The sequence below is a fragment of the Ruminococcus sp. OM06-36AC genome (assembly GCF_003438725.1).
In the GTDB taxonomy this organism is placed as follows: Bacteria; Bacillota; Clostridia; order Oscillospirales; family Ruminococcaceae; genus Ruminococcus_C; species Ruminococcus_C callidus.
On sequence record NZ_QSTT01000002.1, the window covers coordinates 62,517 to 86,283 of the forward strand.

Consider the following 23,767-nt stretch of genomic DNA (forward strand, 5'->3'; position numbering starts at 1 on the left):
CAGGCGGCTTGTCCGCTGTAATATTCTATCACAACGATCATATGGAGGAAAAAATATGCCAATTCGTGTAGGCATGGTTTCTCTGGGATGTTCCAAGAATCTGGTCGATTCGGAGCGTATGCTGGCAAAGCTGCGTGCCCACGGCTATCAGCTTGTGACAGAACCCGGTGAAGCTGACGTTGCAATCGTAAACACCTGCGGATTTATCCAGTCCGCCAAAGAAGAAGCGATCGAAACCATTCTGGAACTGGGTGCCCTGAAAAAGGACGGCACCCTGAAAAAGATCATTCTGACCGGCTGCCTGACAGAACGCTATCAGGAAGAAGCGGCGGAACTGTTCACCGAGGCAGATGCCGTTATTGGCATCGGCAACAATCGGGACATCGTGGACATTCTCGACCACGTGCTGGCTGGAGAGCGTGTCGTGCAGTTCGGCAAAAAGAGCGATGCCGAAATGAAGGGCGACCGGATCATTACCACCCTGCCCTTTTTCGCATATCTGAAAATTGCCGAGGGCTGTTCCAACAACTGTACCTATTGTGCCATTCCTGCCATTCGCGGACCGTACCGCAGCGTACCCATGGAGGACGTGCTGGACGAGGCACGCTGGCTGGCAGAGCACCATGTGACGGAACTGATCGTCATTGCACAGGACACCACCCGATACGGTGCCGATCTGTACGGCAAGTCCAGGCTGCCGGAACTGCTGCGGGAACTGTGCCACATTGACGGGATCCGCTGGGTGCGGGTGCTGTACTGCTATCCGGAACGCATCACCGAGGAACTGCTGGACGTGCTGGCAGAGGAGCCCCATATGGTGCCCTATCTGGATCTGCCGATCCAGCACTGCGATGAGGAGATCCTGCGGAGAATGCACCGCCCCGGCAACGAGGAAACCCTGCGGAATCTCATCACCCACATTCGGGAACGGGTGCCGGAGATCACCCTGCGTACCACGCTTATCACCGGCTTCCCCGGAGAAACCAAGGAGCAGTTCAACCGGCTGGGCGACTTCGTGCAGGATATGCAGTTCGATCATCTGGGCTGCTTCGCCTACTCCGAGGAGGAGGGCACCAAGGCTGCCGAATTTGAAGATCAGGTGGACGAAGATGTCCGTGCCCACCGTGCCGATATTCTCATGGAGCAGCAGGCGGAAGTCAGTGCTGCCAAGAATGCGGCAAAGCTGGGCAAGCGAATGACTGCGGTGGTTGAGGGATATGACAAGTACGCCGGCTGTTACTTCGGCAGAACTGCTGCCGATGCACCGGATATTGACGGCAAGGTGTTCATCAAAAGCAGCAGCCGTCTGCGTCTGGGACAGTATATCACGGTAGAAGTTTTCGACACTATGGACTACGACCTGTTGGCGGAGGAGGTAACCGATGAACCTGCCGAATAAACTGACGCTGCTGCGTGTGATCCTGATTCCGTTTTTTCTGGTGATGATGTATGTGGACGCGATCCCGCTGCATTTTCTGTGGGCACTGGTCATTTTCGCGGCGGCTTCGCTGACGGATATGCTGGACGGTAAGATTGCCCGTGCCAGAGGGCTGGTGACCAACTTCGGAAAGTTCCTCGACCCGCTGGCGGATAAGGTGCTGGTCATCACCGCCCTGACGGTGTTTGTGGAACTGAAAGAATTCCGCATGTCGGCAATTCCGCTGGTCATCATCATTGCACGGGAATTCATGGTTTCCGGTCTGCGGCTGCTGGCTGCGGAGGAAGGCGTTGTCATTGCCGCAGGCATCTGGGGCAAGCTGAAGACCGCATTCACCATGGTGACCATTGTAGGCGTTATGGCGTACCTGTCGCTGGCGTATGACTTCGGTCTGGCAGTGCCGGACTTCGTGAAAACGTGGATTCTGGGAGCACTGATCTGGATCTCCACCGCCCTCACCATTATCTCCGGTCTGGTCTATCTCAAGGGCTGCTGGAAGTATATTGACGGGGACAAATAAGATTATAGCTAGAAACAGAAAAAGCACATTGCCAACGGAGCGGTTCCGAGGGCAATGTGCTTTTTGTTTTGCATTGCTGTTTGATACACTGCGGCAGATTTGTCAAGAGCGAGTGCTTGGAAAATCCCAATATTTTTCCCTGCTTCTATAGACAAAACGAGAAAAATATGCTATAATAACAAACATATAGGCGTTACGGACTGCACAGTTCGTCAGAATGCCCAAAATATCGCTGGAATTCTCCGGTGAACGGGAATTCCGGAAAGGAACATATTATGAAGAACACAGCAACAAAAATCAACTGGAAGGGTATGGAATGCATTCAGCTTTGTGCCGGCGGCTATACCGCACTGATCGCACCGGGAATCGGTTCGAACGTGCTGCGGCTTCACGACGATGCCAACGGCGTGGAATTTTTCCGCTGGGACGAGAACAACACACCGGAGGACATCAGGCAGTCTGCGGAAGTCTGGGGTCTGCCGACCTTGTACCTGCCGAACCGTTTTGCAGACGGCGTGCTGAAAACCTCTGATGCGACCTATCAGCTGCCGGTGAACGAAGCGGCTCCGTTCCACAACCATATCCACGGTTTTCTCCATAAGCGGGAGCACAACGTTGTGGCATATTCCGCCAATGAGGAAGGTGCATGGCTGCGGACTTCTTATGTATACAACGAGGAGGATCCGTTCTTCCAGTACATGCCCCTGCGGTTCACAGCGGACTTTTTCTTCGTGTTGAGTGAATACGGTCTGGAGTACAAGTTCTCCATTACCAACCAGTCCCCGAAGAAGCTGCCGGTTTCTGTAGCAACCCACACCACCATTTCTGCCCCCTTTGTAGACGGAGCCAGAGAAGAAGACATTCGCCTGCAAGTGCCGGTAGTGGAAAAGTGGACACTGAACGAACGCTGCCTGCCTACCGGAGAGATCCTGCCGCTGAACGACTACGATAAGGCATACCTGAACGGTACCACCTGTCCGGTAAAGCGGATCGTGGACAACGACATGTACACCGCCGGCAAGCTGACCTATCGGGGCAAGCCGTTCCGCGGAGTGCTGATGACCGACACCGCCAGCGGCAAGGGTGTCGGCTATGAGGTTTCCGACGGCTATCACTTCTGGATCCTGTGGAACGACCGCGGCGAAAAGCACTACTTCTGTCCGGAGCCGATGACCGCAATGATCGATGCACCGAATCTGGATATGCCGGCAGAAAAGACCGGCTTCACCGAACTGTCCACCGGTGCTACATTCTATCTGGCACAGCATTTCTTCACTACGCTGCCGGAAGAAGCGTAACTCTATGCAGATACAGCAAACTCTCTCCCGTCTGGACGACCTGCTGCACCAGTGCCGGCTGGACGAAGCAGAAACCCTGCTCACCCAAGCCGTTGCACAGGCACAGGCGGAGGCAGACACTGACAGCGAAAAGCTGCTGCGGAACGAACAGATCGGCTTCTATCGGGACTGCGGGAAGTTTCCTGCGGCTCTGGAAACTGCTGCCGCGGCACGGGCACTGTTCGAGCAGACCGGTGAAACCGATACCATTTCCTATGCCACGACCTTGCTTAACTGTGCCAATGCCTATCGGGCTGCCGGAAACTATGAGGACGCTTTTGCTGCCTACGAAACCGTGCAGTCCCTCTATGTCCGCCTGCTGCCGCCGGACGACGGGCGTGTGGCAAGCCTTTGGAATAATCTGGCTCTCCTCTATCAGGAAACAGAGCAGTGGGAGCAGGCTTGCACCTGTCTGAAACAGGCTCTGGAACTGGTACAGCATGACCCCGATCCCACCCGTACCGGCATTTCTGCCGCAAATCTGGCGGTTTCTCTGCTCCGGCTTCACCGGACGGCAGAAGCACTTTGCTATTTGCAGCAGGCGGAAAAAATTCTGATCGGCAAAACGCCCTCGGATTTTCACGCCAGTGCCGTGTATGCCGGCTTCGGGGATGCGTACTATCAGCTGGGGGAATACGTCAAGGCTGCCGATGCCTACGAAAAAGCCCTGCCGGAGATCGAGCTGCACATGGGGCGGAACAATTTCTACGAGATCGTGTCGGAAAATCTGAAGCAGACTTATGCCCGATTGGGCGGCGGCCGTCCGGAGGAGCGGGGATTGAGGCTCTGTGAACGGTACTATATTGCTTTCGGGAAACCGATGCTGGAACGGAACTTCGGGGCGGTCTTGCCGCGGCTGGCGATCGGTCTTGCGGGGGAGGGTTCGGAGTGTCTGGGCTATGATGATGCCCTGTCCCGCGACCACGATTTCGGAGCCGGTTTCTGCATCTGGGTGCCGGACGATCTGCCGGAAGAAACAGTGCAGCAGCTGCGGAACGCTTATGCCGTTTTGCCGAAAAGCTACTGCGGCGTGTCCCGTGTTGCCATGCCGGAAGCAGACGGCAGAGTGGGCGTGTGCCGGCAGAGTGCCTTTTTCCGGCGGCTGCTGGGAACAGACGGCGTGCCGGAAACAGAAGCCCAGTGGCTGGAAATCGAATCCGGTATGCTGGCTGCGGCGTGCAGCGGGGCAGTTTTTCGGGACGACTCCGGCAGCTTCACGGCGGTGCGGCGAAAGCTGTTGCTGGGCTATCCGGAGGAAGTGCGGCTGCGGCGGCTGGCACAGGCACTGGGACGCATGGCACAGTGCGGACAGTACAACTATCCCCGCATGCGGCAGCGGGGCGACTACGCCACGGCACAGCTGTATTTGACAGAATTCTGCAAAAATGCCATGGAAGCGTGTCATCTGCTCCGGAACCAGTACGCTCCCTATGAGAAGTGGCTTCTGCGGAGCACCGCGGAACTGGAGGGTTTCGGAGCACTGGCGGAATCCCTGCGAAACCTGCTGCTTTTGCCGCCGGAGCAGGACGGCAGCGGACAGATCGAGAGCATTTGTGCGGCAATCGGAAAGGAGTGCACAGCAATGGACAAAACCGAAAAAACCACGGCACAGGCTCCGTTTTTGGCGGATACTGCCAAGACGCTGGCGGCACAGGCGGCGGCTCTGGAAAAGCACCGTGCCACGGTGGAACAGCTGGCGGAACTGGAATTCCGCACGTTCGATAAAGTGCAGGGCATCGGCGGCAGGGCAGCCTGTCAGGACGACTGGGAAACCTTTTCGATCATGCGGCGGAGCCAGTATCTGCCGTGGGAGGAGGAACTGCTGGAACAGTGGCTGGCGGCGTTTACCGCGGCAGTGCAGGCGGGGCGGAATCCCATTATGGAAAAGTACGCCCGCATGATGGAGAGCACAGATCCTCAGCTGTACGCCGGCTTTGCCGACCAGCTGCCGGAACTGTCGCCGGAATTTGTGCAGCTGCGGGAGGCAGTCATTGCCATTCAGATTCCGTGGATGGAGGAATTCACGGCAAAGTATCCGCATCTGGGCAGCCGTGCCCGTGCGATTCATACGGCGGAGGATTCCACGGCACAGACTTCCTACGAAACCTATCTCCGCGGGGAACTTTCGGTGTATCCTTTTGAGGTGCTCTATGGCTATGGCCGCTGGGTGGTGTCGCTGTATCAGGCTGGAAAAAATCTGGCGTGCATGACCATGGCGGAAACCGTCAGAGCATACGGATATGCATCACTGGAAGCCGCAGAACAGGCGTGTGCAGAAACGCCACTGAGCGGAATCCCACTGCAATTGTGAGAATCTTGCTTTCTGAAAAGCGTCGCAGTTTCCTTGCTTTTTAGACTTTGCAAGTGCTTTGAGAGTAAGCCTCCCCTGAAAGGGGTGACTCCCCACGGGGTGGGGAGATGCCCGCAGGGCAGAGGGGACCGCTCAGTACGAGGGGGACCAGCGAAGCTGGTGGAGGGGTTCACCCGTGAAGCATAACTTCTAGTGCAGCCGTGTCGAAACCGTCCGGCGGAATTCGCTCGTTCCTCGCTGTCCGCCTGTGGCTCGCCAACGCCGGTTGTTGCCCTTGCCTGTATCGGTAATGTTGATATTCAGGTGTTTTCTGGTGCAGGTGGTCAATGTTATTTTGTACGGCGTTTGCAAGTCCGCTGTGATAAGCCTCCCTTGAAAAGGGAGGGGGATCGCCGTTAGGCGGTGGAGGGATTCACTCGTGAAGCGTAACTTCTAGTGCAGCCGTGTCGAAACCGTCCGGCGGAATTCGCTCGTTTCCCTCGCTGTCCGCCTGGGGCTTGCCAACGCCGGTTGTTGTCTTTGCCTGTATCGGTAATGTTGATATTCAGGTGCTTTTTGGTGCAGATGGGTGACTTTATTTTGTATGGCGTTTGCAAGTTTATCTGTTTATCATCTTTCATGTACAACTGATTTCACAAGGAGTTACGCTTCTTTTTTTCTTTACTGAAAAGAAAAAAAGAAGCAAAAAAAGAAAAGAGTTCGCGTTCCACTTGTACTACAAGGTCAAATATCACACGAAGATTATACAGAGAATTTTCCACTTATGTAAAATCTTTTATATTTATGTGGAAACCCCTCCACCGCCTAACGGCGGTCCCCCTCGTACTGAGCGGTCCCCTCTGCCCTGCGGGCATCTCCCCACCCCGTGGGGAGTCACCCCTTTCAGGGGAGGCTTTTTTGACTTTTGAATTTCCACCAACAAAACTCCCCCGGCGGGGCGAACAGGCGGCTTGTCCGCCGTAACATTACCCTTTTTACAGTTGAAATTGGGGCGTAAGGTCAGCGGCGACTCGCCGCCGCAACGGGAGAATATTGCTCTCGAAATAGCATACAAAAAAACAACACCGCACAAAGTCTGACGAACAGCTTTGTGCGGTGTTGTTTGAAATAATGCAATGGCTTACTTGCTGGACGGCATCACCTTTGCCAATGCCCCTGCCATACCGGACAGCGGCAAGGTCTGGAGCCAGATGCGTCCCGGACCGGTGACCTTGGTGTTGAACAGTCCCTCGCCGCCGAGCAGCATGTTGCCTACGCCTTTGACCATTTCCACGTCAATCGTGCAGGTTGCTTCCATGGCAGCCAGATTGCCGGTGTCCACCATCATGGACTGCCCCGGAGCCAGGTCATATGCGACCATGCTGCCGTCTACTTCCAGAAACAGCATGCCGTTTCCGGAGAATTTCTGCATGATGAAGCCCTCGCCGCCGAAGAAGCCGCCTGCCAGCTTTTTCTGGAAGAACAGCTCGAAGTGAACACCGGCTTCCGAAGCCAGAAAGGCAGACTTCTGTGCCACAATGGAACGCTCCGGCGAGATCTGCACCGGCATGATCTCTCCCGGCACTGCGGAAGCAAAGGCGATCATGCCCTGTCCGCCCTTGGCGGTGTAGTGGTTCTGGAACATGGATTCACCGGTGAACGCACGGCTGAACATCTTGCCCAGTCCGCCACCCTTGGTCTGCATCTCCATGTTGGGGGTCATCCATGCCATAGCCCCTTTCTGGCATAAAACGGTTTCCTCCGGCTCTACGGTCAGAACGACCACCGGATAGGGCTGTCCCTGAATTTGATACTGCATGTTGTAAATCCTTCTGTATATTTTTTAGAGCAAATGTATGAATGTATGCTCCGATTATCTCTGTAATCCCTTTGCACCGATGTGCACTTCTCCGGCGTGGAGGGTTTCCACGTTGCCGAAGCTGTCCCGCACGACCAGACCGCAGTCGTCGGCAATTTCCAGTACAGCCACTTTTTTGACAGTACCGTCATCTTTTGTCAGTTCCACGGTCTTTCCGATGAGGCAGGAGCGGCTGCGGTATTCCGCCAGAAACCGCCGCTGGGGCAGTTCCCGCAGTACCTGCTCCATTTCATAGAGCACAGTTGCCAGCAGCTGGGCACGGCAGACGTGAATGTCCGGACGGGCTTCTTCCAGCGAAGTGACCGTGTGCCGCAGTTCCTCCGGCATGGCAATGCTGGTGTTCCGGACGTTGATGCCGATGCCGATAATGGCATGTTCCAGCTTGCCGGATTCCAGACTGACACCGCCCTCGGTGAGAATGCCGCAGCATTTCTTTCCGTCCAGATAGAGATCGTTCACCCACTTGATCTGCATTTGCGTGCCGTATAAAGCGTCAATGGCTCTGGCGGCGGCGACAGCAGCACAGGCAGTCAGCAGCGGTGCGTCCTGTAGGGAAACCGCCTCGGACAGGATCATGGAAAAATACAGCCCCGAACCGGCAGGGGATACAAAAGTGCGTCCTTGTCTGCCTTTTCCGGCAGTCTGGCAGTTTGCCGCCACCACCGTGCCGTGTCTGGCATGATCCCGCACCAGCGTTTTGCAGGTGTTGTTGGTGGAGCCCAGTTCCGAATAGACGTATAAAGGGTGTCCCAGAATCCGGCTGTGCAGATACGGGCGGACGGATTCTTCTGTCAGCAGATCCACGCCCTGTGCCAGCCGGTAGCCGGTCTTTTTCTTGGCTTCAATGGGAAAACCCTCGTCCTGCAACAGGCGGACGGCTTTCCAGACAGCGTTTCGGCTCACGCCCAGCTTTTGTGCCAGCGTTTCACCGGAGAGATATTGTCCGCTTGCTTCGGTCAGGCAGGCGGCAACGGCATCTTTTACTCGCATGATGCATAATGCTCCTTTGTTTGTCTTTGCAGAAATTCATATTTTTCGCAGGCTTTCGATATTTGTATTATAAACAATTTTCATGGTTTTGTCAAGTGAAAATCTGCACGCAGATTTCGTGAAAAGCCGTCAGGCGGGTTTTATTCAGTGTTTCCTTTATACGCAGATTGCATGTAAAGCCGTCAGGCAACAGGCTGACCGCCGCAAAAAACAGCCGTCCGGAATCCGAACGGCTGTTGCTGTTATGTTTTTTGGGCAATACCGCACAAAGATTGTGTGGTATTGCCTTATGTTTCTTGTAAATGCTTTCGCAGGATCAATAAGCCTTGCCCCACAGCACCATGTGCTTTGCTGGCTTGCCGCAGCAGACACACTTGTCCGAGATGTGCTTCTGCTCCAGCGGAATGCAGCGGGAACCTACGCCGGTAACTTCCTTGACCTTGTCCTCGCAGGCTTCGTCACCGCACCACATTGCTTCTATAAAACCGTCGCCCTTTTCTTCCAGAGCCTTGGTGATCTCGTCCATGGTCTGGCAGACATAGGTCTTGTTTGTCCGGTTTTCCAGTGCCTTCCGGAACATGCCCTGCGGCACTACGTTCTCCAGCAGGTCGCTGACGGTGTCGCACAGAGCCTCATAGTTCTCGTCCAGAGCGACCGTCTGCTTCTCGCCGTTGAAGCGGGTGGCAACGACACACTGTCCGGCTTCGATGTCCTTGGGGCCGATCTCGATCCGTACCGGAATGCCCTTCATCTCGTACTGGGCAAACTTCCAGCCCGGAGAGTTGTCGGAATCGTCCAGCTTTACGCGGATTCCCTTGGCAGCCAGAGCCTTGTACAGTTCTGCCGCCTTGTCCAGAACGCCTTCCTTGTGCTGGGCAATGGGCACGATAACTGCCTGTACCGGAGCCACAGCCGGCGGCAGTACCAGACCGCTGTCATCGCCGTGTGTCATGATGATCGCACCGATCAGACGGGTGGTCACGCCCCAGCTGGTCTGGTGCGGATATGCCAGCTTGTTGTCCTTGCCGGCGAACTGAATGCCGAATGCCTTGGCGAAGCCGTCCCCGAAATAGTGGGAAGTACCTGCCTGCAATGCCTTGCCGTCGTGCATCAGAGCCTCGATCGCATAGGTAGAAACTGCACCGGCGAACTTGTCGCTTTCGGTTTTCCTGCCCTTGACTACCGGCATTGCCAGACACTTTTCGCAGAAGTCGGTGTATACGTTCAGCATACGCTCGGTTTCTTCAATTGCCTCCTCTGCGGTGGCGTGAATGGTGTGGCCTTCCTGCCACAGGAACTCACGGGAACGCAGGAACGGACGGGTAGTCTTTTCCCAGCGTACCACGCTGACCCACTGGTTGTACAGCTTCGGCAGGTCGCGGTAGCTGTGCACGATGTCCTTATAGTGATCGCAGAACAGGGTTTCCGAAGTCGGACGGACGCAGAGCCGTTCCTCCAGCTTTTCGCTGCCGCCGTAGGTGACCCATGCCACTTCCGGAGCGAAGCCCTCTACATGATCCTTTTCCTTTTCCAGCAGGCTCTCCGGAATGAACATGGGCATGTTGACATTCACGTGACCGGTCGCCTTGAACATGCCGTCCAGAATCCGCTGTATATTCTCCCAGATCGCATAGCCGTAGGGACGAATGACCATACAGCCCTTTACGCTGGTATAAGATACGAGTTCTGCCTTTTTGCAGATGTCGGTGTACCACTGTGCAAAATCCACGTCCATTGCCGTGATCTCTTCCACCATTTTCTGATTCTTTTTTGCCATAGTATCCTCCTGTGGTTGTTTCCGGTGCAGACGCACCGTCAGTCTGTTTTCAGTATAGCATATTTTTTGCGGAATTGCAAGGGGATTCTTGGATTTGTAAGGAAACACTGCATAAAGCTTGTGCGTAAGATGCGTAGTCAGATTTTTCGGCAGATTGCCTAGAAATTCCGCAGGCATACTTGATGTATGGCAAGGGATTTCTGGGCAATATGATGGAAAATCTGCAAGCAGATTGCGTGCAAAGCCGTCAGGCGGGCTTTATGCAGTGTTTCCATAAGGCAAATCCTCGCCGTCAGGCAGACTGATGCGGTGCCGCCATAATATTCCCTATTGATTTCTCCGCGGTTTTCCTGTATAATAAGAATCAAAAGGCAATACCGCACAAAGAGCGTCTGGCGACTTTGCACGCCATCTGCTTGCAAATTTCTCGTCATATTTCACAAAAATGCTCGTGAATACAGCAAGTATTCACTCCGCTTTTTGTTTCATCTGACGAAAAATTTGACGACGCATCTGTCGCACAATCTTTGTGCGGTATTGCCAAAAGACAATCCCCCCATTTTCAAGAAAGGACAAGCATATGAAACAGACTACGAAAAAACTTGCCGGACTGGCCTGCGGACTGGCTCTGGTGCTGGGCTGCGGTGCAGGAACGCTGACGGCTTCGGCAACCTCTGTGGGTGATGTGATCGCCCACGCCTATGCTGTAGGGCTGCCGGAGTCGGACATTCAGGCATGTATCGCCCAGTACAGCGGCAGAGAGTACACCTCTGAACAGTGCGATCAGGCGATCGCCGCACTGGACAACTGGGCAAAAGAGCGAGATGACAAGATCAACGAGGAGATCAATAAGGGCACCACAACGGCTGCTCCGGAAGAAAACCGCACCACGGAAACCACGGCAGCAACTGCCGCAGCGGCTGCCGGCGAAACCGCACAGACCACTGCCCCTGCCAAGAAAGATTTCCTGAACATGACGCTGAATGAAAAGGTGGAGTACATCAACAGCCTGCCTGCCGACCAGCGGAACGACTTTGTACAGAACATGAGCAACGAGGAGCGAAACAGCTTTCTCAAGCAGATGAAAACCAGCGATCAGCTGGACGTGATCTCCGCCATGACAGACGTGGGAAAGGCGTTCGGTGTAAACTTCTCTGTGGACAGCGTTTCCGATGATGCCATTTCTGTCAGCATTCACGACGAAAACGGCAACCTGGTAGGCGTTTCCACCTACGGAAACACCGTGGAAGCTACCGGAATTCCCTACACCGTGCCGGTACTGATCGGCGGCGGTGCGATTCTGCTGGCATCTGCCGGACTGGGAGCCTTACTGCTCCGCAGCCGCCGCACTGCCGGACAGGCAGGAGGAACGCTATGAAAAAGAAAACGGATTCCACCATTTCTCTGCCTGTATGGGCACAGCTTCTGCTGCCGGTTCTGGTGACAGTGCTCTGTGCCGGTATTGTGCTGCTGTGCAGTATCCGCCCCTATGAACAGGCAAAAACCTATCTCAAAGTGGCTTTCATGGCAGGCAGTACCTCTGCCGCCGGAGAGGGCACCAACGGGCTGAACATTGTCCAGACGGACATTGACACCGGCTACACCGGCAAGACGAATTCTGAGGGTACGCCTGTCGCAGTGGCTTACGGCAGCCAGTGTGCTGTGCTGGAAGCAAAATCCATCGGGCTGTACGTTCCCGTCTACTACGGCGGCGGCTCGGAATTGCTGGAGCAGGGAGCGTGTCTGACCACCGCTTCGGCTCTGCTGGGAGCGTCGGGAAACTCCGTCATCAGCGGACACGTGAACACCTTTTTCCACGACCTGTCCCAGCTGCAAGTGGGCGACACAGTGACCGCCTACACCACCTACGGCAAATTCACCTATGAAGTCACGGAGCAGATCCAGTTTGAATCCACCAGCAAGTCCTATCTGAAGCAGACAGACGACGACCGTCTGACACTGTACACCTGTGAGATGCAGCTTCTCGGCTCGTCCTCGAAACGGGTGGGCGTGATCTGCAAGCTGACGGATAAAGCATTCTACACCGACACCGAAGCCGGAAAAGGAGGTACCCAATGAAAACTGAAACCACTTCCGGCGGCATGGGCAAGCTGGTACTGCGGCTGATCCTATCGATCCTGCTGGTATTTTCCCTGCTGGGAACAGTCGGCTGTGCCGTGGGCATTTCCGTCCTGCACAGTCCGTCCCAGCTGATTGCCCAGATGCACAAGCAAAACGCCGGGCAAAAGGTCTACGACAGTTTACAGACCCGCTTCACCACCGACTACAACACCACTGCCGTTCCTGCGAATGTCTACATGGACGCGATCTCTGTGGACTGGCTGGAGCAGTGCATGGAGCAGAAGCTGACGGCTCTCTACGGGGCGGACAGTGATCTCCTTGATTTTTCGGCACTGGAGAGCAGCATCACGGATTACTTTGAGAAATACGCAGAAGAAAACCACTACGTCAAGGACGACACCTACAACGAGAAGTTGCAGGAAACCATTGACAACGGGGAAAAGATCATCTCTGATGCCACAGACCTGCTGCGGAAGGACACGCTCCAGAAGGCCGGCTATCTGTCCAAGCTGGAAAAGCTGCGGACGCTGACTTTTGCGGGTGCAGGCGTTTGCGGCGTGCTGACGGTACTGCTGCTGGTGCTGCTGCGGAACAGCTACTGGATCGGCACGGGCTGCTTCGGAGCAGGGGCACTGCTGACTGTCGGAGCCGGTGTAGTTTTCGGCACAGGCGTGATTCACCGGTTCGTGCTGAAAGAGGCGGCTGTTTACGCAGTAGTCACCGGCACGATGACTGCCCTCACCACGGCAGTGCTGGTGGCGGGCATCGTGCTGTTGGCAATAGGCGTTGTATTATTAGTGCGGCGAGTGCGGCGAGTCGCCGCTGACCCTACGCCCCAATTTCAACTGTAAAAAGGGTAGTGTTACGGCGGCGGCAGCCGCCTGTATGCCCCGCCGGGGGAGTTTTGTTGGTGAGAATCTGTGGGAATATATTGCACGTGTTCTCAATCTTTCGTGTAATCTTCGTGTGATATTTGACCTTGTAGTACAAGTGAAACGCGAACTCTTTTCTTTTTTTGCTTCTTTTTTCTTTTCAGTAAAGAAAGCGGCGGGTCGCCGCTGACCCTATGCCCCAATCTCAAGAGTGAAAAGGGTAATGTTACGGCGGCGGCAGCCGCCTGTTTGCCCCGCCGGGGGAGTTTTGTTGACGAAAATTCACAAGGCAAAAAAGCCTCCCCTGAAAGGGGAGGGGGACCGCCGTTAGGCGGTGGAGGGGTTTCTACACAATAGCCTCCCTTGAAAAGGCACCCGAAGGGCAGACGAAGGGATTTCTTCTGTGAAACCTGAAACAGAAGTAAAAGATTCCACAGAACCCCTCCACCAGCTCCGCTGGTCCCCCTCCCCTTTCAGGGGAGGCTCATTTGTATCTAGGCTCCCTTGAAAAGGCACCCGAAGGGCGTGCCTTGTGCTGAGCTGGCAGCCGCAGGCTGACTGAGGGATTCTTCTGTGAAACCTGAAACAGAAGTAAAAGATTTCACAGAACCCCTTCACCACTCTCATTCCACAACAACAAAAGCCGTACCCGAAAAGGTACGGCTTTTTTATTCTATTTCACCAGATTGATGACCGGTATGCCTTTTTGTTTTGCCATACGCACAGTCTGAGCCGTGCCGCTTCTGCCGGCGGGGTCGCTGCAATAGCAGATACAGCAGTCCGCCAGTTCCACCAGCCGCTGGTTCCGCAGCCGCATGCAGCTTTTCGTGTATTCCTCCGACACGAATTCGCAGGAATCCGCTTCCCGAAAAATGCAGTCATAGGCTGCCTTTTGTGCCTCTGTCCAGCGTGCCGTCTGCTCCCCGCGGGAACAGGGCAGCACCAGATGCAGGGCAATACAGGGATACTCCTCCCGCAGATCCAGCACCGTCTGTGCACAATAGGTATCCCACCCCAGTGCACCGCCGGCGTAAAAGTCCACAAAGCCCTGCGGAATGGCAGTTTCCAGCACCCGTCGCAGCTCTTTCAGCAGTGCCGGCAGCTCTGTCCTGACAATATGCCGGTGACCGGTAAAACAAATGGAACGCACCATTACACCTGATTCTCCTGCTCCATTTTGGCGTTCGCCAGCATCAGCTTGATGCGGTTCTCCTGATTGACGCGTGTCGCACCGGGGTCGTAGTCGATCGCCACAATGTTGGCGTTGGGATAGGCGTTCTTAATGGTTCTCGCCATGCCCTTTGCCACGATATGGTTGGGCAGACAGCCGAAGGGCTGGGTGCAGATGATGTTCTCCGTGCCGGTTTCCGCCAGCACTGCCATTTCTGCCGTAATCATCCAGCCCTCGCCCATGGAAACGCCCTGACTGATATACTTATCCGCAGCACGGCGGAGGTCTTCAAAGTCGTGGGGCGGGGTGAATTCGCCCTGCTTCTGGATCGCCTTGATCATCTGCACCTGCTTGCTGTGGAGGAACTTATACCCCAGCCCGAACGCCAGCGTCTTGAAGTTCTTGTAGTCGTACAGGTGGCTGTTGGTTTCGCTGTTGGCGGCACAGTAGAGGATAAATTCCAGCAGGGTGGGAACCACCGGCTCGCAGCCCTCGGAAATGAGGAAGTCCTCCAGATGATTGTTTGCCAGCGGCGAATACTTGACGTAAATTTCGCCGATGATGCCCACCCTGATCTTGGGCTTTTTGCTGCGGGGGATCGCCGCGAAGTCCTTGAGAATCTGGGTGTAGATCTTTTCCGCAGAGAGGAACTTGTTGCTCTCGAACAGCTTGGGCAGCTTCTCCTGCCATGCGTCCAGCACCTGCTGGGACTCGCCCTCGTTCAGTTCATAGGGGCGACACTGGTTGTACAGGGTCATCAGCAGATCCGCATAGAGGACAGCGTAGACCATTTTGAGGCACAGTGCCGGTGTCAGTTCCAGACTACAGTCCTTTTCCAGTCCGGCAAAGTTCAGGGAGAGCACCGGCACCTGCGGGAACTGTTCCGCCATGCACTTCCGCAGCAGGTGGATATAGTTGGACGCACGGCAGCCGCCGCCGGTCTGGGTAATCAGCAGGGCGGTGTGATCGACATCATACTTGCCGCTTTTCAGGGCTTCCATGAACTGTCCCACGACCAGCAGGGCAGGGTAACAGGTGTCGTTGTGGACGTTTTTCAGACCTTCCTCCACCACGGTGCGGGAGGTGGATTCCAGCAGCACTACATGATACCCGAACTGTTCCAGAATGCGGATGAGCAGGTGGAAGTGAATGGGGAGCATATTGGGTGCAAGAATGGTATAGGTCTTTTTCATTTCCGGTGTAAACTTTGCGTATGCCATATGTATGGTTACCTCCTTGGAATGCTCGGGTTGCGGTGGGTGTCTGAGGAAAAGATCTCACGCCGTTTCCGGCTCTGTCTGCTTCTGTTCCTGTGTCTGTTCCATTGCGGCGATCAGGCTCCGCAGGCGGATCTTGATGGCTCCCAGATTGCTGATCTCATCGATCTTCAGCTGGGTGTACAGCTTGCCGCCGGTTTCCAGAATCCGCCGCACTTCATCTGTGGTAATGGCATCGATACCGCAGCCAAAGGATACCAGCTGTACCAGCTGCATATCCGGCTGTGTGGTGACATACTTGGCGGCACGGTACATTCTGGAGTGATACGTCCACTGGTTCAGTGCCTGCAATTCCGGTGTCTGTGCCAGATGTGCCACGCTGTCCTCGGTGATGACCGCCAGCCCCAGACTGCCGATCAGCTTGTGAATGCCGTGGTTGATCTCCGGATCGATGTGGTACGGTCTGCCTGCCAGCACGATGATCTGCCTGCCGGCTTCCCGTGCCTGCCGGACGATCTCCTCGCCCTCGGCGGTGATGTCTTTCCGGTACTGTTCCAGTGCTGCAAAGCCGTGTTCCAGTGCCGTTTCCACCTGCTTTTTCGTGGCATAGCGGCTGAATATGGTGGACAGCGTCTTGACCACATGTCCGCGGCGGTTCAGGTCGAGGAACGGGTACAGGAAATTGTTGTGGTTCAGCTTTTCGCAGTTCGCCATGAGCAGTTCCGGATAATACGCCACCACCGGACAATTGAAGTGGTTGTCGGAATCGCCCTCGTCGATGTTGTAACTCATGCAGGGGTAGAAGATGAAGTCCACGCCTTTTTCCAGCAGGCTCTCAATGTGTCCGTGTGTCAGCTTCGCCGGATAGCAGACCGTATCTGACGGAATGGTGCTCTGTCCCTTGTAGTAGGTGCCGCGGGTGCTCTCCTCGGAGAACTTCACCGCGAAGCCCAGTTCTGTGAAGAACGTGTGCCACAGGGGCATCTGGTCGTAGTAGTGCAGTGCCAGCGGCAGTCCCACCGTGGCTTTCGGCTCTGCGGGCTGATTTTCCTGCTCCAGCGAGAGGATTTTCCGGTACTTCCACTCGTACAGATTCGGCAGCTGTTCGCTCTCCTTTTTGCCGGCACCCTTTTCACAGCGGTTTCCGGAAATAAATCTGCCGCCGTTATTGAACCGGATCACACTCAACGCACAGTGTGCGGTACAGCCCTTACAGGTGGCTGCCTTTGCGGTATAGGAGAACTCCTGTAACTGCTGCGGATTCAGCAGTGTGCTGGTGCCGGTGCTCTTTTCCTGAGCGTACAGAGCCGCACCGAATGCCCCCATCAGACCGGAAATTGCCGGACGAATGACATCGTGACCGATCTCCCGTTCGAAGCAGCGGAGCACGGCATCATTGAGGAAGGTGCCGCCCTGCACCACGATATGCTGTCCCAGTTCCTCCGGATTGCGGGCACGAATGACCTTATAGATCGCGTTCTTGACAATGGAGCCGGACAGACCGGCGGAAATATCCTCTACCGTCGCACCGTCCTTCTGTGCCTGCTTGACGCTGCTGTTCATGAACACGGTACAGCGGGAGCCCAGATCAACGGGGTGTTCTGCGAATAGTCCCAGCTTGGAGAACTCGGCAATGTCATAGCCCAGTGCCACGGCAAACGCCTGAATAAACGAGCCGCAGCCGGAGGAACATGCCTCATTCAGCATGATGCTGTCGATGCTGTGGTTCTTGATCTGGAAGCACTTGATGTCCTGTCCGCCGATGTCGATGATGAAATCCACCTCCGGACAGAAGAACGAAGCCGCCTTGAAGTGTGCCACCGTTTCGACAATGCCGAAGTCCACGCCCAGTCCGGCACGGATCAGGTCTTCTCCATAGCCGGTGATGGCACTGCCGCAGATCTGACAGTCCGGACTCAGGTCGGCGTACAGGGCGGACAGCTCCCGCTGAATGCAGTCCAGCGGCTGCCCCTTATTGGAAGCGTAGAACTCGTACAGCAGCTTGTGGTCTTCCGACAGCAGCACGATCTTGGTGGTGGTGGAGCCGGCATCGATGCCCAGATACGCCTTGCCGGCATAGGTGCGGTAGTCGCCCCGTGCCACATCATGGGCGGCGTGGCGTTCCTGAAACCGCTGGTATTCCTCCGGATAGCTGAACAGCGGCTTGTCTGCCACCAGAGCCGTCTGAGTCTTGGCGTTCCGGAGCAGTTCTTCCAGTTCTGTCAAGGTGTATGTATCCGTCAGGGAAGATGCAGACACGGCACTGCCGTATGCCACAAAGGTTCTGCCGTCTTCGGGGAACAGGGCGTGTTCTTCGTCCAGTTCCAGCGTTCTGGTAAAGGCGTTCCGCAGCCCTTGCAGGAACGACAGCGGGCCGCCCAGAAACAGCACGTTTCCGGCAATGCGTCTGCCCTGTGCCAGACCGGAAACCGTCTGGTCTACCACTGCCTGAAAGATGCTGGCAGCGATGTCCTCCCGCCGTGCTCCCTGATTCAGCAGGGGCTGAATGTCGGACTTGGCGAACACGCCGCAGCGGGAAGCAATGGGATACACCTTTTCGGCTGCCTGTGCCATTTTGTCCAGCTGATCCACGCTTACGTCCAGCAGAGTCGCCATCTGGTCGATAAAGGCACCGGTACCGCCGGCACAGCTGCCGTTCATACGCTGCTCCACGCCGCCGGTGAGGAAGATGATCTTGGCATCTTCGCCGCCCAGTTCGATCACCACATCGGCTTCGGGATACCGCCGCTTCACTGCCAGAAACGCCGCGTGCACTTCCTGTACAAAGGGCAGCCCCGCCGCCTGTGCCAGACCCAGACCGGCAGAACCGGTGATGCTGACACGGAGCTGGACGTCCGGATATTCCTGTGCCAGTGATGCCAGCTTGGTGCATACGGTTTCTCTGACCTTGGAGAAATGGCGTTCATAGCTGGAAGACAGCACTTCGCCCATCTCCGTCAGCAGAACCGTCTTGACCGTTGTAGAACCCACGTCAATGCCCAGTGCATACGGGATCTTTTGTGTTTCAAGCATGGATAGCTGCTCCTTTCCTGTGACGCATCTGCGTCGGCTTTCACGATTTGTCCGGCAGGCATTCCCGCGGGACAGAGATTTCAACTTCTGGATTTTAGCTTTTATATAAAATGATTGTACCTGATTTTTTCGGGGATTGCAATGGAAAATTTTCCGTGCGGCGGGGAACGTAGTTTGCCTGAAAAAGATTTCAGTGAACCCCTCCACCGCCTAGCGGCGGTTCCCCTCCCCTTTCAGGGGAGGCTATTACAGGGAAATTATGCTCCGATCACATCACGGGGCACACGTTTGGAAATGCCGCAGACGATCTCGTATCCGATCGTTCCGTACAGGGCTGCCAGTTCGTCGGCGGTAATGGTTTCTTCGCCGTCCGTGCCGAACATGGTGACAACGTCCCCCGGCTTGACTTCTTCCGGCACGTCGGTCACGTCCAGCATCAGCTGATCCATGCAGACCCGTCCCACGATGGGGCAGCGTCTGCCGTGGAGCAGTGCGTCCGCCTGATTGGACAGCAGCCGTGCGTAGCCGTCGGCGTAGCCAATGGTCACTGTGGCAATGGTACGGGGCTTGTCGGCAGTGTAGGTTCTGCCGTAGCTGATACACGTGCCGGCATCGACCTGCTTCACGTGGGAAACCACGCTCCGCAGGGACATTACCGGCTGCAATTCCATAGGCACATGCACGGGGTAGTTGGGTTCCAGTCCGTACATGATGATGCCCACCCGTGCCAGCGTGGCTCTGGGGTTGGGGCGTGTCACGGTGGCTGCACTGTTCATGAAGTGGAGATGCTTCAGGGTGTGTCCCAGTTCCGCCAGCCGGTCATATACGGCAACGATAAAGTCCTCCTGTGCCTGCGTATACGCCATGTCATCTGCATCTACCGAGTCTGCCACGGCAAAGTGGGTGTAGATGCCCTCAATGGACAACTTATCCAGTTCGAACAGGGGCAGCAGAGCCTTGGCACAGTCCTCCGGCGTATTGCTCCGGAAGCCGATGCGTCCCATGCCGGTGTCCAGCTTGATGTGGCAGCGAACCGGCTGGTGGGCGAAACTTTGCAGCTGTCGGGCATATTCCAGCGACAGCACGCCCTGAATGATGTTGTTCCGTGCCAGTTCCGGTGCAAACTCCGGCGGCGTATAGCCCAGAATGAAGATCTCTCCATAGGGGCAAAGCTGCCGGACAGAAAGGGCTTCTTCCAGATTGGAAACCGCAAACCAGCGGACTCCCAGTTCCCAGAGCTTCTGGCAGATCGCAGCGTCGCCGTGTCCATAGGCGTTCGCCTTGACTACCGCCATAAACTGCGTCTGTGCCGGCAGACGGTTCTGCACGGTCTGTACATTATGCGTCAGTGCGTTCAGGTCGATCTCTGCCCACGCACGATAGCGTTTCTGCTGTTCTTGTTCCATGATCCATCACGTTCCTTTTCCGGATACGGCTCCGCCGCAGTGATACGGCAGGCGGGGGTGCAGGCAGGGCGTGTAAAAGCAGCTGTTTGAGCAGAACTAGCAGTTACAAACTGATTAAAAGATTTTCCTGTAAAACCAAAAAGATTCCCCGAAAAACCCCTCCACCAGCTACCGCTGGTCCCCCTCCCCTTTCAGGGGAGGCTTATTTCTACTCGCCGATTTTTCCATTGTCCTGCTTGCAATTTTCTATCAAATATGGTATGATTAGGTTGCATTTTCTATGCCGGGTGCCGATGCCGAAACCGGTCGCGGCAATGCCGGCATACCCTTTAGTATAGCACGAAACGGGGAAAATTGCAAGTCTTAGATATGAATAGATTTCGTTTGTCCGGCAGGGCGGTTTTTCGACAAACCCCACAATCGGACAAACACTTTAGGCAATACCGCACAAAGAGCGTCTGGTGACTTTGCACGCCATCTGCTTGCAAATTTCCCGTCAGAGCCTGTTTCGTATCTTCCCGCACGCATCTTGCGTGCATATTTTCCGAGATATTTCGGGAAAATACTCGAAAATCCACAAAGGATTTTCTCCGTTTTTCCCTTCATCTCTCAAAAAATCTGACGACGCAATCTGCATACGTCAGATACGAAACAGACTCTCATATTTCACAAAAATGCTCGTGAATACATCCAGTATTCACTCCGCTTTTTGTTTCATCTGACGAAAAATTTGACGACGCATCTGTCGCACAATCTTTGTGCGGTATTGCCTTTACAGAAAGGAAACTGCCATGTTTACCCAGATTTTTGACACCCACAGCCACTACACCGACAGTGCATTTGATGCAGACCGGCACGAAGTCCTGTCGGCACTGCCTGAAGCCGGCATTGTCCACGCTGTCCTTGCCGGCACCACGCTGGAGGACAGCACCGCCGGCATTGCCCTTGCCGACCGCTACGATTACATCTACGCGGCAGTGGGCATTCACCCCGAAACTGCCGGACAGCAGCCCGCCGATTATCTGGCACAGCTGGAGCAGCTGGCGAAGCACCCGAAAGTTGTTGCGATCGGGGAGATCGGGCTGGACTATCACTATGAGGGTTACGACCGCGGGAGCCAGAGTGTGCTGCTGCGGGAACAGCTGGATCTTGCCAAGCAGCTGGACTTGCCGGTCATTATTCACGCACGGGACTGCACCGAGGACTATCTGCGGATCTTGCAGGAGTTTCGTCCCCGCGGCGTGGTGCACTGCTTCTCCGGCAGTGCGGAAACTGCACGGGAAGTGCTGAAGCTGGGCATGTATATCGGGTTCACCGGCGTGCTGACGTTCAAGAATGCGAAAAAGGCGTTGAAGGCTCTGGCGGAAGTGCCGGAGGATAAGCTGGTGCTGGAAACGGACTGTCCCTACATGGCACCGGTGCCTTTTCGGGGGAAACGCTGCGACAGCCGCATGATCCCCTACACTGCCGAAGCTGCCGCACTGGTACGCGGCACGGACACCCAGACGATTCTGGAACAGACCTGCCGGAACGGAGAAGCTTTATTTGGAATTCGGTCAGCGGCGGCGAGTCGCCGCTGACCTTACCCCCCAATCTTAACTGTGAAAAGGGTAATGTTACGGCGGACAAGCCGCCTGTTCGCCACTCCGGGGGATTTTTGTTGGTGGAAATAAAGCCTCCCCTGAAAGGGGAGGGGGACCGCCGTTAGGCGGTGGAGGGGTTCCTACGTAACTCTCAACGTTAAACAAAAGATTTTACATCAGTGGAAGATTCTCTGTGTAATCTTCGGGTGATGCTTGAATCTTACAGTACAGGTGAAATGCGAACTCTTTTTTTTCTTTTCAGTAAAGAAAGCGGCGGGTCAGCCCGTCGCCCAGCGGAAATGGCGACGGCAGACTTGCTCAAGGATAGCAAGCCGCCGCTGACCTTACCCCCCCAATCTCAACTGTGAAAAGGGTAATGTTACGGCGGACAAGCCGCCTGTTCACCCCTCCGGGGGATTTTTGTTGATGGAAATCTATGAGGTTTTCCGTGCTGTCCGTAGGGGACGATGCCCACATCGTCCCGCCTGTGTCAGAAAAGCCCTGCACTACAAGGGTAATCACGCCCTGTGCACCGTATGATGCACATTGTGACACGTGCGGTGCACAATGTGACGTAGAGTAAGAGATAGAGTAAGAGTAAGAGTTAGAGTTGTTTCTGGGAAACAACTGCCGGAGCAGAAAACTGGCATACTATTTATAATGCCTGACATGGGCAGCCGCCTGTGATTTTGCCGGCAGTTTCGGCTCGGACAGCCACTTTTTCCGGATTCACGAAAAGTTTACAAAATAATCGGAAGAAAATGTCCGCAGGGGCTTGCAATTCTTTTGCAGACATGCTATAATATACAAGCGTGATTGCAATAGATATGCGATGAAGCGAAAGGTTGCTGGCGGTATGTCGGGGAATTTTCGTGGAGTATGTCCGATTTCAAACCGGGCGAATCAGGATAACGACACAGTCTGTGTACACACTAGTTCCGCATGGCGACAGCTATGCCGGTTCGTGCTGTACTGCTGTTTATGCTGGCTCGGAAACATCTTTGGTTTTCGAGTTTTTTTATAAACAGATGCCGGGAACACCCGGCGGCGTGGAAAGTTCCTGATGGAGAAGCGATTCTCCAGCCCCCAATAGTACAAAGGAGGCGAAAAGAATGGCAGTCAACGAAAAAATCAGAATCAAGATCAAGGGCTATGAGCATGCAACTGTAGATGCAGCAGCAGCTAAGATCGTAGAGGCAGCAAAGAGAAGTGGTTCTCAGGTTTCGGGTCCGATCCCGCTCCCGACCGATAAGGAGATCATCACAATCCTGCGTGCAACTCACAAGTACAAGGACAGCCGTGAGCAGTTCGAGCGTCGTACACACAAGCGTCTGATCGACGTGGTACGTCCGACACAGAAGACCACCGAGGCTCTGCAGAAGCTGGAAATTCCGGCAGGCGTAGACATCGTGATGGAACTCAAGTAAGAATCTCTGATTCTGAAAGCGGTGGAAAACCACCGCACGGCGGCAGGCATGCCGCGGTCATGTTGACGGATCTGACTCGTCAACCAATAACCAACAGGAGGAAATCAAAATGCAGAAAGCAATTATCGGCAAGAAGGTCGGCATGACTCAGATCTTCGATGAAGCCGGAAAAGTGATTCCGGTAACTGTTGTAGAAGCCGGTCCGTGCGTTGTCATTCAGAAGAAGACAACCGAAAACGACGGCTATGAAGCAGTTCAGCTGGGCTTCGGCGATGTAACGACCAAGCACGTTACCAAGCCGATGCAGGGTCACTTCGCAAAGGCAGACGTTGCTGCCAAGAAGACGCTGAAGGAATTTCGTCTGGCAGACTGTGCAGCCCTGAACGTAGGCGATGTCGTAAAGGCAGACACCTTCGCAGTAGGCGACAGTGTTGATGTCAGCGGTACCAGCAAGGGTAAAGGTTTTGCAGGTGCGATCAAGCGTCACAATCAGCACAGACTGAAGGAAACTCACGGTACTGGTCCGGTTCACCGTCAGGCTGGTTCCATGGGTGCATGCTCCTCTCCGTCCCGTATCTACAAGGGCAAGGGCATGGCAGGTCACATGGGTGCTGAAAAGGTTACCGTACAGAATCTGGAAATCGTAAAGGTTGACAGTGAAAATAACCTGATTGCCATCAAGGGTGCGATCCCGGGCATCAAGGGCGGAATTGTTGTCATCACTGACAGCGTGAAAGCGTAAGGA

Annotated in this window: 17 protein-coding genes; 10 read left to right on the forward strand and 7 right to left on the reverse strand. The window is 55.1% G+C overall.

The window, feature by feature from the left end:
* The first annotated feature begins 55 nt into the window (after positions 1–55).
* The 4 genes from rimO (at position 56) to DXB92_RS02250 (ending at position 5,606) form a co-directional block, all read left to right on the forward strand.
* The gene (rimO, locus tag DXB92_RS02235) at positions 56–1,399 is read left to right on the forward strand and encodes a 30S ribosomal protein S12 methylthiotransferase RimO (protein ID WP_117732181.1); all 1,344 of its coding nucleotides are present in this window, start codon (positions 56–58) and stop codon (positions 1,397–1,399) included.
* Positions 1,383–1,958 (forward strand): CDP-diacylglycerol--glycerol-3-phosphate 3-phosphatidyltransferase, encoded by a 576-nt coding sequence (gene pgsA, locus DXB92_RS02240; RefSeq protein WP_021681613.1) that lies wholly within the window; start codon positions 1,383–1,385, stop codon positions 1,956–1,958. The genes rimO and pgsA overlap by 17 nt, the downstream gene beginning before the upstream one ends.
* Positions 1,959–2,233: 275 nt before the next feature.
* A complete protein-coding gene (locus tag DXB92_RS02245) occupies positions 2,234–3,256 on the forward strand; it encodes an aldose 1-epimerase (protein ID WP_117732485.1) in 1,023 nt (340 codons plus the stop codon).
* A gap of 4 nt (positions 3,257–3,260) precedes the next feature.
* Positions 3,261–5,606, forward strand: a complete 2,346-nt coding sequence (locus tag DXB92_RS02250) for a DUF4125 family protein (protein ID WP_181976865.1) — start codon at positions 3,261–3,263, stop codon at positions 5,604–5,606.
* Between the two features lie 1,120 nt (positions 5,607–6,726).
* Here DXB92_RS02250 and DXB92_RS02255 read toward each other — a convergent pair.
* The 3 genes from DXB92_RS02255 to proS form a co-directional block, all read right to left on the reverse strand.
* A complete protein-coding gene (locus DXB92_RS02255; protein ID WP_117732185.1) occupies positions 6,727–7,404 on the reverse strand; it encodes a TIGR00266 family protein in 678 nt (225 codons plus the stop codon).
* 54 nt (positions 7,405–7,458) lie between these two features.
* Positions 7,459–8,454 carry a biotin--[acetyl-CoA-carboxylase] ligase gene (locus DXB92_RS02260; RefSeq protein WP_117732186.1) on the reverse strand — a complete coding sequence of 332 codons (996 nt, stop codon included), beginning with the start codon at positions 8,452–8,454 and terminating at the stop codon, positions 7,459–7,461.
* 316 nt (positions 8,455–8,770) lie between these two features.
* Positions 8,771–10,231: a proline--tRNA ligase gene (gene proS / locus DXB92_RS02265; RefSeq protein WP_117732487.1), complete on the reverse strand. Its 1,461-nt coding sequence runs from the start codon at positions 10,229–10,231 to the stop codon at positions 8,771–8,773.
* Positions 10,232–10,811: 580 nt separating this feature from the next.
* On the opposite strand from proS, the gene DXB92_RS02270 reads away from it, so the two are divergent.
* Genes DXB92_RS02270 through DXB92_RS02280 form a run of 3 tightly spaced genes read left to right on the forward strand, consistent with a single transcriptional unit; the run spans position 10,812 to position 13,164 of the window.
* The gene (locus tag DXB92_RS02270) at positions 10,812–11,609 is read left to right on the forward strand and encodes a hypothetical protein (RefSeq protein ID WP_242986589.1); all 798 of its coding nucleotides are present in this window, start codon (positions 10,812–10,814) and stop codon (positions 11,607–11,609) included.
* Complete coding sequence (locus tag DXB92_RS02275) at positions 11,606–12,310, forward strand: class D sortase (RefSeq protein ID WP_117732188.1); 705 nt, start codon at positions 11,606–11,608, stop codon at positions 12,308–12,310. The genes DXB92_RS02270 and DXB92_RS02275 overlap by 4 nt, the downstream gene beginning before the upstream one ends.
* The gene (locus tag DXB92_RS02280; protein WP_117732190.1) at positions 12,307–13,164 is read left to right on the forward strand and encodes a hypothetical protein; all 858 of its coding nucleotides are present in this window, start codon (positions 12,307–12,309) and stop codon (positions 13,162–13,164) included. Before DXB92_RS02275 ends, DXB92_RS02280 begins: the two co-directional genes overlap by 4 nt.
* Positions 13,165–13,858: 694 nt before the next feature.
* On the opposite strand, the gene DXB92_RS02285 is transcribed toward DXB92_RS02280, so the two are convergent.
* The 4 genes from DXB92_RS02285 to alr all read right to left on the reverse strand — a co-directional run bounded on the left by DXB92_RS02285 (position 13,859) and on the right by alr (position 20,012).
* Positions 13,859–14,338 carry an SLOG family protein gene (locus DXB92_RS02285; RefSeq protein ID WP_021680823.1) on the reverse strand — a complete coding sequence of 160 codons (480 nt, stop codon included), beginning with the start codon at positions 14,336–14,338 and terminating at the stop codon, positions 13,859–13,861.
* Complete coding sequence (locus DXB92_RS14315) at positions 14,338–15,576, reverse strand: 2-hydroxyacyl-CoA dehydratase (protein ID WP_117732192.1); 1,239 nt, start codon at positions 15,574–15,576, stop codon at positions 14,338–14,340. The genes DXB92_RS02285 and DXB92_RS14315 overlap by 1 nt, the downstream gene beginning before the upstream one ends.
* Positions 15,577–15,633: 57 nt before the next feature.
* Positions 15,634–18,606, reverse strand: a complete 2,973-nt coding sequence (locus DXB92_RS02295) for an acyl-CoA dehydratase activase-related protein (protein ID WP_117732194.1) — start codon at positions 18,604–18,606, stop codon at positions 15,634–15,636.
* A 257-nt stretch (positions 18,607–18,863) separates the two neighbouring features.
* A complete protein-coding gene (alr, locus tag DXB92_RS02300; RefSeq protein WP_021680820.1) occupies positions 18,864–20,012 on the reverse strand; it encodes an alanine racemase in 1,149 nt (382 codons plus the stop codon).
* Positions 20,013–20,803: 791 nt separating this feature from the next.
* On the opposite strand from alr, the gene DXB92_RS02305 reads away from it, so the two are divergent.
* The 3 genes from DXB92_RS02305 to rplC all read left to right on the forward strand — a co-directional run bounded on the left by DXB92_RS02305 (position 20,804) and on the right by rplC (position 23,764).
* Positions 20,804–21,592: a TatD family hydrolase gene (locus DXB92_RS02305; RefSeq protein WP_117732196.1), complete on the forward strand. Its 789-nt coding sequence runs from the start codon at positions 20,804–20,806 to the stop codon at positions 21,590–21,592.
* 1,115 nt (positions 21,593–22,707) lie between these two features.
* Positions 22,708–23,022, forward strand: a complete 315-nt coding sequence (rpsJ, locus tag DXB92_RS02310) for a 30S ribosomal protein S10 (protein WP_021681267.1) — start codon at positions 22,708–22,710, stop codon at positions 23,020–23,022.
* 109 nt (positions 23,023–23,131) lie between these two features.
* Complete coding sequence (gene rplC / locus DXB92_RS02315; RefSeq protein ID WP_021681266.1) at positions 23,132–23,764, forward strand: 50S ribosomal protein L3; 633 nt, start codon at positions 23,132–23,134, stop codon at positions 23,762–23,764.
* The last annotated feature ends 3 nt before the right edge of the window (positions 23,765–23,767 follow it).

What these genes read in the sequence shown, in the direction of transcription:
- DXB92_RS02305 (WP_117732196.1), top strand. Translation starts at nt 20,804, where the DNA reads ATGTTTACCCAGATTTTTGACACCCACAGCCACTACACCGACAGTGCA.
- alr (WP_021680820.1), bottom strand. Translation starts at nt 20,012, where the DNA reads ATGGAACAAGAACAGCAGAAACGCTATCGTGCGTGGGCAGAGATCGAC.
- DXB92_RS02250 (WP_181976865.1), top strand. Translation starts at nt 3,261, where the DNA reads ATGCAGATACAGCAAACTCTCTCCCGTCTGGACGACCTGCTGCACCAG.
- DXB92_RS02245 (WP_117732485.1), top strand. Translation starts at nt 2,234, where the DNA reads ATGAAGAACACAGCAACAAAAATCAACTGGAAGGGTATGGAATGCATT.
- DXB92_RS02295 (WP_117732194.1), bottom strand. Translation starts at nt 18,606, where the DNA reads ATGCTTGAAACACAAAAGATCCCGTATGCACTGGGCATTGACGTGGGT.
- DXB92_RS02280 (WP_117732190.1), top strand. Translation starts at nt 12,307, where the DNA reads ATGAAAACTGAAACCACTTCCGGCGGCATGGGCAAGCTGGTACTGCGG.
- proS (WP_117732487.1), bottom strand. Translation starts at nt 10,231, where the DNA reads ATGGCAAAAAAGAATCAGAAAATGGTGGAAGAGATCACGGCAATGGAC.
- pgsA (WP_021681613.1), top strand. Translation starts at nt 1,383, where the DNA reads ATGAACCTGCCGAATAAACTGACGCTGCTGCGTGTGATCCTGATTCCG.
- DXB92_RS14315 (WP_117732192.1), bottom strand. Translation starts at nt 15,576, where the DNA reads ATGGCATACGCAAAGTTTACACCGGAAATGAAAAAGACCTATACCATT.
- rimO (WP_117732181.1), top strand. Translation starts at nt 56, where the DNA reads ATGCCAATTCGTGTAGGCATGGTTTCTCTGGGATGTTCCAAGAATCTG.
- DXB92_RS02285 (WP_021680823.1), bottom strand. Translation starts at nt 14,338, where the DNA reads ATGGTGCGTTCCATTTGTTTTACCGGTCACCGGCATATTGTCAGGACA.
- DXB92_RS02275 (WP_117732188.1), top strand. Translation starts at nt 11,606, where the DNA reads ATGAAAAAGAAAACGGATTCCACCATTTCTCTGCCTGTATGGGCACAG.
- DXB92_RS02260 (WP_117732186.1), bottom strand. Translation starts at nt 8,454, where the DNA reads ATGCGAGTAAAAGATGCCGTTGCCGCCTGCCTGACCGAAGCAAGCGGA.
- DXB92_RS02255 (WP_117732185.1), bottom strand. Translation starts at nt 7,404, where the DNA reads ATGCAGTATCAAATTCAGGGACAGCCCTATCCGGTGGTCGTTCTGACC.
- rplC (WP_021681266.1), top strand. Translation starts at nt 23,132, where the DNA reads ATGCAGAAAGCAATTATCGGCAAGAAGGTCGGCATGACTCAGATCTTC.
- rpsJ (WP_021681267.1), top strand. Translation starts at nt 22,708, where the DNA reads ATGGCAGTCAACGAAAAAATCAGAATCAAGATCAAGGGCTATGAGCAT.
- DXB92_RS02270 (WP_242986589.1), top strand. Translation starts at nt 10,812, where the DNA reads ATGAAACAGACTACGAAAAAACTTGCCGGACTGGCCTGCGGACTGGCT.